This is a genomic window from Daejeonella sp. (assembly GCF_037719425.1).
In the GTDB taxonomy this organism is placed as follows: domain Bacteria; phylum Bacteroidota; class Bacteroidia; order Sphingobacteriales; family Sphingobacteriaceae; genus Daejeonella.
The window spans coordinates 1-10,292 of record NZ_JBBJNI010000147.1 but is presented as its reverse complement, the minus strand read 5'-3'; the positions used below and the strand labels follow the sequence as shown (position 1 = coordinate 10,292).

Here is a 10,292-nt window from a genome sequence, read left to right as displayed (position 1 = left end):
GTTAAAAATAATCATCCTTAACGAACAAAAGGGAGAGTTTTCTTGCAGACACTATTGAGAAATTCTTTAATCAGGGACAGCGGTTATCTCAAGTAATTTGCTGCCTTTTTCCATAGTACCGGCCTCCGCTGCTCCGGTGAATGAGCCATGAGTACCAGGCAATATTATTAAGTCTGCATCCGGTATTAACTGCGACATTTTTACTGTATGCTCCAGCGTTATTACATCGTGGTCTGCTACCATAAGCAAAGTAGCTGCCTTTATAGAGCGCAGGTCAGCATCGGTCCGGTCTTGAAAGGCTCACCTTCGCGCTACACCCTTTTCAAACATTACCTGTAAATGGTTTTTATCGGGCGCAACCTTTAAATAACCTGTTTTCAGTTGCTCTGGCATATCAGCTAATATTACCTTTTGTAAGCCCCTCAAAAAAGCCGGCTATCATTCCGTCCCTTTTATAGTTGGCTGAAACAAGAACTATTTTGTTGACTATTTCCGGATGACTGATTGCAATCTGCATAGAGGTGCAGTTGCCGTCACTAAAACCTAAAAAATTAACTTTATCTATTTTAAGATATTTAAGCAATCCAATCACATCATCAGCATCCTGCTCAAAGACTGATTCATGTATCTATAGAAGATATGACGTTGCAAAACTTACATCGCGGAGAAGTGAAGGAGGACTAATTAAATGAAGAAGTTTTTTTGATAAGCTGAAACTTGTAAATAGTGAAGGATTGTGAGCTGAAAACCTGTTATTGCCAGCAGTCTTTCATTACTGTCGCGGCCTTTTTTAATCTTACCTTGTTTTAGTAAACTGAGGTTAACGTTTAAAAGATTTTCTGTAAGCAAAGAATTTAATTGTTATCAGGCAGATACAATTTCTGACACTTATCACAGAAATAACAGCTTCTGCCTGACTTTCCGATCTTCTCCTTTAATATAGGGATGTAGTCTCTTGGACATTCTTTCTTCTTATAAATTTCCCAGTGTTCATTTTCCGTTTCCTCCCTTTTCCATTCAAGGTATTCAAAGCTCAGCTTTACACATTCATCCACCAACTTTTTCATTACTGTTTCAGGAATTTCACCCACCAGACTTTCAGGATGAACTTGTCTTCGAAACAAGACTTCATTTTTAATTTTATTTCCCACTCCCGCTAAAATATGTTGATCCAGAAGTGCTTCGCAAATTAACCGGTCGGGCTTGCTGCACAACTTTTCCAATGCTTTATCAGGGTTAAAAGAACCGTGCATGACATCAGTACTCCAATCATAAACCTTATTTAATGGTTCGGTTATAAACCTGCATTCACAAGCATAAAAATTTATCGCACCGTTCTCAAATTCAAGTCCTAAACGAAGTGCCTGGTTTAATTGGCCGTCAATCTTGTATTTACCAAAAAGCATCAGGTGAATACGAACAGTAAAGTGGGGGAAGCAAAATAATATTTCTTTGCCAAATATCTTAATATCTGTTAATTCCTGATCCTTCATTATATCAAAAGGAATGTTGTTTGCATTTCCCTCTGCTTTTAAAACATGCTGACCAATAAAATGCTCCGCTTGTTCTTTGAGTAAAACCATTTGTGGTCCTTCAGGCATAATATTATGAAAGCTTAATTAAATATTTAAAAACTACGTACCGCTAAAATCCGCGATCAAGAATTAGAAATTTGAAAGAGGCTTTTACTTGTTTATTCTAAACTAATAAAAAATAGTTTAAAAAATAATGATAATTTATTAACTCTAATGATAAAACGAAACTTAAGCCATTCAGCAAGACGAAGCATTTTTAACCGCCAGTTTTCAAACGGGGGCTATTGAACATTTTAGATATTTAGCAAGAGACGATAAACGATTGTTGCCGCGGTGGGGTTTAAGTATAGGGATTCGGATTTTAGCAATAAAAAAATTTTAGTGGTTAAGTCTAAAGATTTTCGTTTTATGTATACCAGTTAATGAACTGGTTGTGCCTGGATATTAAAAACATCCTTTAAGGCTCTTTTAGCTGCGTGATATCCACACATGCCATGTACTCCGCCTCCGGGTGGAGTTGAAGATGAACATATATAAATCCCTTTTGCAGATGTTTTGTAGGGTGACAGGCGCAAGGCCGGCCTTGTAAATAACTGGCCCGCATCTATAATTCCCCCATTAATATCGCCACCAATGTAATTCGGGTTATACGCTTCTATTTGTGCAGTATCCATCACGTGCCTGCACAGGATCCTTTCTCTGAAACCGGGGGCAAAGCGCTCTACCTGTTTTTCAATATGTTCCGTCATATCCATCTTTGATCCATTGGGAACATGGCAATAGGCCCAGGCGGTGTGTTTCCCTTCCGGTGCCCGGGATGGATCAAATAAGCTTTGCTGGGTCAACAGTACAAAAGGTTTTTGCGGATGTTTTCCTGCTGCTGTCAACTGCTCTGAAGCGGCGATCTCTTCTAACGTATTTCCTAAATGAACCGTTCCTGCCTGCAGGCACACAGGCGCTGTAAAAGGTATTGGTTCATCCAGAGCCCAGTCAATTTTAAACACACCCATACCATACCGGTACCGCTCCAATTGCCACTTGTAAAGGGAAGAGAAGGTATGCCCTGCAATCTGCAATAACTGCCTTGGAGTTACATCAAACAATATAGCATGAGCAGAAGGCAGTTGATGGAGCGAACGAACATAAAGATTCGTTTCGATGGCACCGCCCAATGAAATAAAACAGGAAGCCAGTGCATTTGCTATGGCGCTTGATCCCCCTTTGGGTATAGGCCACCCACCCAGATGTCCCGCAGCCATCAATACCAATCCGATAGCCGAAGTGGTAGCATTGGATAAAGGCTGCATAGAATGAGCGCTCATTCCTGCCCACAAACCCTTCCCTTCTTTAGTACCAAAACGTTGGGCCAGTTGTGTGGCGGAGGTAAGTGCATGCAGACCAAACCGAGCCATGTCAAAAGGTTTTTTTGGAAACCGCAAAGGTCCTAGTACATCAGCCGCAATTCCAGGCCAGTCTTTAACCAAAGGCTTCAATAGCCTTAAGTAAGAAAGTTCATCACTACCCAGTAACTGTGCAGTTTGTTCGACGGAATGATGCAAAGCTGCAGCAGTGCCATCATCAAAAGGATGTGCTGCAGCAATCGTTGGATTGATGAATTGCAATCCATATTGCTCCAGGGGAAGTGTTTTAAAAAATGGAGAACCAATTGCTAAGGGATGGATAGCAGAACACACATCATGAACAAAATGGGGTAAAGTAAGCTCAGCCGACCGCAGCCCACCTCCAATCACTTCTTTTGCTTCCACAAGCAGTACAGAAAGCCCTGCCTGCTGCATAGTAATGGCCGCTGCCAAGCCATTGGGTCCTGAACCTACGATAATAGCATCATAATCTTTTTTCTTTAGAAGCATTTTTATTGTAACAGACTTAATTGATTTTAATTAAAAGTAACAACAAGAAATAGCGATTATTGTTCCAGTATTAATCGCAGTTAAAAAGGTTGTTCAAGTTTACAGTAGCGTCGACTGAACAAGAGCCTTATTTAACTGCAAATCAACACTCAGCTTTTTGCTACTTTCTTTTTCTTGATGAAAAACGAGTAACCAAAGAAAAATCAGGAAAGGAACAAATATATCCCGTTCCTTTCACTCGCCTTGATTAAGCTGTAGTGACTGTGACTTTAGCATTTGTTTCATGCTTATCCATTATTACTGTATTTATATTAAGGTCTCAATTGCTAAAAAAATCAACACTCGACTGCTCTTCACTACAGTAATACAAAAGTTTGATTGAAATACCATACCGGGAAGAGGTGTTATCTTTCCCGGTTGTCTTTTTTTATTTCTTTTTGGACAAGCAAGAAAGAAAATATGTCTGAACCAGGATTTGTGGGATTTACAGGATTAGTAAGAAATTAAGAAAGAATAGATAAAAGTTCCACGGCACTTCGCCACAGTAGTACAAAAGCTAATTGAAATACTAATCCGAAAACGACTGTTATCGTTTTCGAAGGTCTTTTTGTTTCTTTTTTGGACAAGCAAAAAAGAAAATATTCTACCGATAAACAAAAGAACAAATGCCTTCAATGCTCTTAAGTTGGCAGAGCCACAGGCCCCAAGTAAAGGTCCTTCTACTGCACCCATCCTTCCCCTTTCAAGAAATCAATCAGACGGGGATCGTTGGCAGACATGGCCGGAAGCCAAATATTCATCCGCTCCCGATTCCACCGAAGACCCTGGGGATTGCCTGGCTTTGCAAACCTATAATGATATAAGATTGCCCGGATATATCTCGGCGGCTTGTCGGGGAAGGGATTGCTTGCAAACAAACTTATAGCCCCCGGGTCATTATGAAGGAGTTTCCACACAAGGTTTAGTGTCCATGGATATTCCTCGGGAGACGACATAGCCGCAAACCACATTTGCCAGTCTAAACGCAATTGGTAGGGAGCTATTTGTGGCGGACGCTTGTTAAGAAGCACAGGCAGGCCTTTGTAGATATAGGGTTTCCAGTTGGCTTTGTCGGTAGAGTCCTCATCCATCGTTCCTTCGAATACCACATTCAAACGTTCCTGTCCCACAGTTCCGAATGCACCATAAGTATTTACAAGATCCAGGGGGTCGAATGATGTGTTCATGATCTGACCCGGAGACAACATGTTAATTGCAGGCCGGATACTAAGGAATGCAATAACAACAGTTACGATCCAGGCAGTAGTTAACATGGGTTTGGATGCTACGGCACGATCAGCAGCGGCCTCCGCCCTACTGACGAGCCGCCGGGGAAGAAGCTTTGACCAGAAGCCATCATCGAAACAAGCCAGAGCAGGAATGATCGTCAGCCAGTTTAAAAAAGAGAGGTTGCCGCTAAGGATAATATTAATCTGGAATAACACGATAACTGCTCCCGCAATATGACGTGCCAATCGTGGCCAGAATACGAACCATGGCGCTATAAGCTCGCCAAGATGATTAAACCATACTCCAATTTTCAGAACTATATGAGGTAGAAAATGAAACCAGCGACTCAAGGGTCCGGGAATAGGCTGTGTTTCGAAGTGGTAATAGAGGGCAGTGGCATTACGCCATACTTCATCCCCGCGTATCTTGATCAATCCGGCACCAAGCATGATACGGAAGATCAGCCACCTGAATAAAATGATGATTGGCATAGGTGGCGCGTGCCGGGGAAATGGACGCAGGTCGAGCAGCGGGCAAAGAAAGATAGCCAGAAAACCCGTCTCGGTAAGCTGAATCTCCCAGCCGTATCCATACCACTCTTGCCCTACGTGAACGAAGGACATATAAAGAAACCAAAGAACGGCAAGCAGCAGTGCATTCGCATAGCCAGCCACTACCACACATGAAAGCAGAAATCCAATCCAGGCGACAGTCAAAAGCGCTGTGTCAGAATGCCCGAGCCAAAAAAGTGACGGCAGGCGCATGAAGCCAGCTCCATCTGACCCGAGTGCAGCACTTACCCGCTTTAGGTAAATGCCTACAGGAGTAAGCCCATTAGAGCCTATCAAAGGAACGATCTGATTAATTGCCACGAGAAAGGCGATAGCATAGATTACTCCCAGCAGGCGAAGAATGACAAATCGGGTGAGCCAATACGTTGGAGGGGTACCTGGCACATGACTAAATTCGCTATCTGTTTTGTTTATCACTTCCATTTGCATTTCCTTATTAGTCTGTCCAAAAAAATTTTTCCTGCTTGTCTATCTCATAACAAAGAATCGCAAAGAAAATACTTATGTGTCTTGAAATGTTTCGTCTGTGTCCGCTAAAATTAAATGTAATAGCGGGACATATATTGTTCCTGGGCGCCTCTATATATGGAATCTGAACACGACGGAACGCGACGGAACGCACGGTAAAGACAGCCTTTCTGTCAATTTTTTTATCTTGCAAAAGCTTCAACACCGATGTTAGTCCGAATTGAGTCAAGATGATTAGTTATTGATTATTGCCTTTAAATGACTGAATTCTTAAATTATAATTTATCTAATTCCACTAACAGCCAGAAACTTACCTCAATAAATCATTTGAGCAAAATAGTTGAATTTGAACCAGAAGCAGTTTCGGTTTTTGCTTTAGTAACGTAATCCCAAACCCACATAATAGTAAAGCTTGGTATAAAATCAGTGAAAGGAAGGATTTCTTCAGCAAAATTAAAAATGCCCCCATAGGCACCCTTTGTACCACCAAACGTTTTATAAAAAATGAACGCAGATATAGGTGCCCAGATTACATCTGAAAATTCACCTAATCCTGGTAAAGCATAGGATGCATAACCTATTACATCCATTAATAGGCAAATCAATAATGACGGCTCTTTTTTTACAAGTAATTGTTTCATAAAAAAGTAGAAACAAATTAGCTGCCAATTTTTCACGCTCGCGCGAAAGGCTGTTTTAAAAGTGTTTCTAATTCCTGAAGGTCTTCTGGTGAAAGTTCACCAGGAACATTTGTTTTTTTTCCGTAAAATCTAACTCTTCTTTTATATGTTCAAGAAGGTTTTCATCGTCCGGTAGCAACAATCTTGTCCGGCAATTCCTATTTTAAAGTGGAAGACACAAAATTTGTTGCCTAAATTTAGTAACTATATGTCACATTTTATTGCACAGAAATGCAAGAGCCATTCTTGCATATTGTTTTCAGAAAAAGCTATACAACCTGTATCTTCATAACATGAAATATATAGTACTGCTAATAGGTGGTATATTGTACTTACTGCAAACAAACGCACAGCAACTGTATCAAATGCAGGAAGAGCAGCAAAGCCGCCTTAGCAGTTTTGAAAACCTCAATGGCGTCAAAGGCAGTGGAGGCAAAACAAACAAAACGGCAAAGGGCAATGCCTTTCAATGGTTGTACCCTGGTCAATCTGTTGTCCTCCTCGATATTAAAGAGCAGGGCATTATTCAGCGTATCTGGCTTACCATCAATCAAAGCCCTAAACTATTGCGCAGTCTCCGGCTACAAATGTTTTGGGACAGAAACACCAAAGCTGCAGTAGATGTGCCGCTGGGAGACTTTTTTGTTTCCAATCTTGGTTATACCACCGCTTTTCAGTCCGCTTTATTTTCAAGTCCCGAAGGCAGATCATTCAATTGTTTTATACCTATGCCTTTTAAAAAAGGGGCGCGCATTACCGTCACCAACGAGTCTGTGGGGGACACTGCAAAATTGTTTTATGATGTAGATTTTGTGCTTCCCAAAACAGTACCGGCAAATGCACTGTATTTTCATGCCTTCTGGAAGAGACAGATAACTTCGCGGTTAGGTGATGATTTTGTAGTGCTACCAAAGCTAAGCGGTAAGGGAAGATTCCTGGGAATGAGTGTGGGTTTGAATACCGATTCAGTCTATGATAAAACCTGGTGGGGCGAAGGCGAAGTGAAAATGTATATAGATGGTGATATAAGCTATCCTACCATCAATGGCACCGGTGCAGAAGATTATATAGGTACCGGCTGGGGGATAGGTACTTTTAATAATTTGTACCAGGGCGCGCCTGTAGCAGATGAGCGGAACAGGAAGTTTGTATTTTATCGCTGGCACCTGCCTGATGCGATATGGTTTCAAAGCGATATAAAAGTAACATTGCAGCAGATAGGCGGTGCGCCGAAAGAAGTTGTAGAAGAGAAATTAGGCAAAGGCATCAACCTACAGCCGGTAACGGTAGATAACATCAATGGATTTGTTCGCCTGTTAGATATGAAAGCGCCTCCTTCTATTAATGATAAGAACTTCCCGGATGGCTGGGTTAATTTCTACAGGATAGATGATTTTAGCGCGGTTAGTTATTTCTATCTCAACAAGCCGGTGAGTAATTTACCGTCATTAGATGCATTGGATATGCGATTGAGAAATGTTAGATAAGGCTTTCATCCAGTTACCGATAGCAATTCTTATTATTGCCCTGCTGTGGTTGTTTGCAATTAATAAAGCTTATCTGTAGGGGCGTATAACTGCTTACCTGTTTGTCTGGATTATTTAAAGAATTATCTTTTAATAGCGGGCTGTGTTAACACTTAGAAAAATGTAGAATAAAAATCATCGCTACTATATTCATAAATGCAGCGATTTGTTTTCTACAAAATAGAGTTAGTTAAAAGCTAAGAGTTTGATTTTAAAAATGAGGTAAGAATTTCCAGGAATTCTGGAATAGCCGGATGCGCCATATGCAAGGCTTGGCGGCAGATATAAAGCCATGTTTGCATTCGCTTTCATAAGCGGAAGGGCTTCCTGCCAGCCAATTATAGTACCAGAAAGATTAAAGGAAGCGGGTGTACCAGCGCCGGTGCTATCGAATACAGTACCATTTAAAAAAGTGCCTGTGTACGTAACGCTTACACCAGAACAGGTTGTAGGATGGGCAGTATCGGTACTTGCCGAAGAATCTATTGAATAGAAAAATCCACGACTATCCTGGATGGCAACAATATGGTTAGAATCAATATACCCTTTTAAGATAGCTACTTCACTCGCAGGAGCGGTTTTGGTTAGCGGCAAGCAGTTGGGTACTGCAGTATCATTCTTTATACAACTGCTGATACCTATACCAATTACCGAGAATATCAAAACAACCCGAATACATTTTTTCATTAATAAAACTTTTCGCATGCAAAATAATATGCTTTGCAAAAAATGCAAGCTTTTATTTCACATAGCATTATTTGGTTTCTGTATAACTTTCGCAGGTGAAGAGCACCTGCAAGGCGGAAAAGTGCATTGATTAATATATTTATTTATACCCCACTTTAGAGGAAAAAGATAGGCTATACTTCCTTTAGGCTTATCAAATTTTTGCTTAATTCTTACGTTTCCAACTAATAACTCAGGCATTTTAACCCGTAAATATTTGTCAGTTTCACAAAAGCAATTCTGCAAATCTATTAATTGTGGTTGACGTCCAAAAAGGTTTTTGAAATCTATGAAGCCGTATTTCTGTTGATACCTATCGAAGTTATCCTGAGTGAATTTAATACAGTCTTCAAATGCGTAAGATCCAATACCTGAAAAACACTTTTTTATGCCTCGTATAGCCCCAATGCCAGCTTTAACAAAAGAGTTCTCATCAAAACTTATAACGTTGGAATAATTAAAATCGATCGCGTACTGGAAAGCTAAAAATTCTCCAATAAATGAGCATTTTAAAAGAATATTATAAACCCCGTTCAATGATCGTGCTTTTATTATCCTTTCGAAGCCTTTACCAATTAGCAATTCTTGCTCTACCATTCTTAACCATTTTTCATGCTTTCTGTCATACATCTTATACTTCTCATGAGTACCAGTCATCATATAAGCAGCACTAAAAATTGGTACTTGCTTTATTCTCTCATTCAATAATTGGGTTATTATATGAACATTAAACGTTTTAACTGTTATTTCCCCAAGTTTACTTTCTAAAAATTCCCAGGTCTGTATGTTGTTAAAGATTTTAAAGATTATTATTCTAAGCAAAACATCAACATCAGTAAATTGCTCCTCTTTTTCAGATATTACATTTCTTATGAGATATTGGCTCACTCTGTCTTGAGCTCTGTATACATTTGTGAATTTATGTTTTGCTAGTATTGGATCATTTGTAAGTTTTTTTTCTACAACTTCGTACCTCTTCCAAAAAATTTTCATCCTTTCCTGAATAAAATAGAAATAGTACTGGAAAGCCTCGTCTCTAACTTTCATTTAATCTTTATTCGAAATAAAAAACTGAAAAGTACACCAGAATTATGTTCTACTCACCATTTTTTTATCATTGTAATCTGCATAATCAAGATCCAAAAGTACAATTGGAGTGACACAACTACGTTCAATACAATTATAGAATATACAATGTTGCCAAATGTTTCTTCTCGGGTCACCAGGAATTATTTCATGTTTTCGACTTCGCTTTAGTCTAAATAGAAGCATGAACCGGAGCAGACTTAAACATACCAAGCAAACTTTGCCAATGCTCTATACTACAACAATATGCTTTCAAAAGATTCCTCATCAACAAAGTTTATTTTCATAATATTACAGAACAGTTTTTGCACAGTCTGTCGTTGCGTCGCATTACGTTCATCTGCATCTCTTTGGGCAGCTTTCTGCTTCTACACAAGTGTGTGAGTTCATCAAGCCCGAAGGGCTTCAATGTGAGTAGTTCAGGGTGCAACCCAGAGAAGCATGATTGAATTATTCACCGACAACCCCGAAGGGGGTTGAACGTGAAAATCGCTACATTAAGTATTTTTCATCGAACTGAATTCCATTCTCTATCAGCAACCGCTTGTACTCATCATAA

At 39.9% G+C, this 10,292-nt stretch carries 8 protein-coding genes; 1 reads left to right on the top strand and 7 read right to left on the bottom strand.

Annotated elements, in window-relative coordinates:
- Window positions 1–66: 66 nt before the first annotated feature.
- From WKF69_RS16080 to WKF69_RS16060, 5 genes are all read right to left on the bottom strand, one after another.
- Window positions 67–243, bottom strand: a complete 177-nt coding sequence (locus WKF69_RS16080; RefSeq protein ID WP_340383149.1) for a hypothetical protein — start codon at window positions 241–243, stop codon at window positions 67–69.
- 611 nt (window positions 244–854) lie between these two features.
- Window positions 855–1,601, bottom strand: coding sequence for an endonuclease (locus WKF69_RS16075; RefSeq protein ID WP_340383147.1), 747 nt, complete (start codon window positions 1,599–1,601; stop codon window positions 855–857).
- 353 nt (window positions 1,602–1,954) lie between these two features.
- Window positions 1,955–3,427 (bottom strand): NAD(P)/FAD-dependent oxidoreductase, encoded by a 1,473-nt coding sequence (locus WKF69_RS16070; RefSeq protein ID WP_340383150.1) that lies wholly within the window; start codon window positions 3,425–3,427, stop codon window positions 1,955–1,957.
- A 698-nt stretch (window positions 3,428–4,125) separates the two neighbouring features.
- Window positions 4,126–5,670 (bottom strand): lipase maturation factor family protein, encoded by a 1,545-nt coding sequence (locus tag WKF69_RS16065; protein ID WP_340383145.1) that lies wholly within the window; start codon window positions 5,668–5,670, stop codon window positions 4,126–4,128.
- A gap of 368 nt (window positions 5,671–6,038) precedes the next feature.
- On the bottom strand, window positions 6,039–6,356 hold the full coding sequence (locus WKF69_RS16060) for a hypothetical protein (protein ID WP_340383144.1): 318 nt from the start codon (window positions 6,354–6,356) through the stop codon (window positions 6,039–6,041).
- Window positions 6,357–6,688: 332 nt separating this feature from the next.
- On the opposite strand from WKF69_RS16060, the gene WKF69_RS16055 reads away from it, so the two are divergent.
- The gene (locus tag WKF69_RS16055) at window positions 6,689–7,882 is read left to right on the top strand and encodes a glycoside hydrolase family 172 protein (RefSeq protein ID WP_340383143.1); all 1,194 of its coding nucleotides are present in this window, start codon (window positions 6,689–6,691) and stop codon (window positions 7,880–7,882) included.
- A 225-nt stretch (window positions 7,883–8,107) separates the two neighbouring features.
- On the opposite strand, the gene WKF69_RS16050 is transcribed toward WKF69_RS16055, so the two are convergent.
- Window positions 8,108–8,608: an FKBP-type peptidyl-prolyl cis-trans isomerase gene (locus WKF69_RS16050; protein ID WP_340383142.1), complete on the bottom strand. Its 501-nt coding sequence runs from the start codon at window positions 8,606–8,608 to the stop codon at window positions 8,108–8,110.
- Window positions 8,609–8,665: 57 nt separating this feature from the next.
- Complete coding sequence (locus tag WKF69_RS16045; protein ID WP_340383141.1) at window positions 8,666–9,694, bottom strand: nucleotide kinase domain-containing protein; 1,029 nt, start codon at window positions 9,692–9,694, stop codon at window positions 8,666–8,668.
- Between the last annotated feature and the right edge of the window lie 598 nt (window positions 9,695–10,292).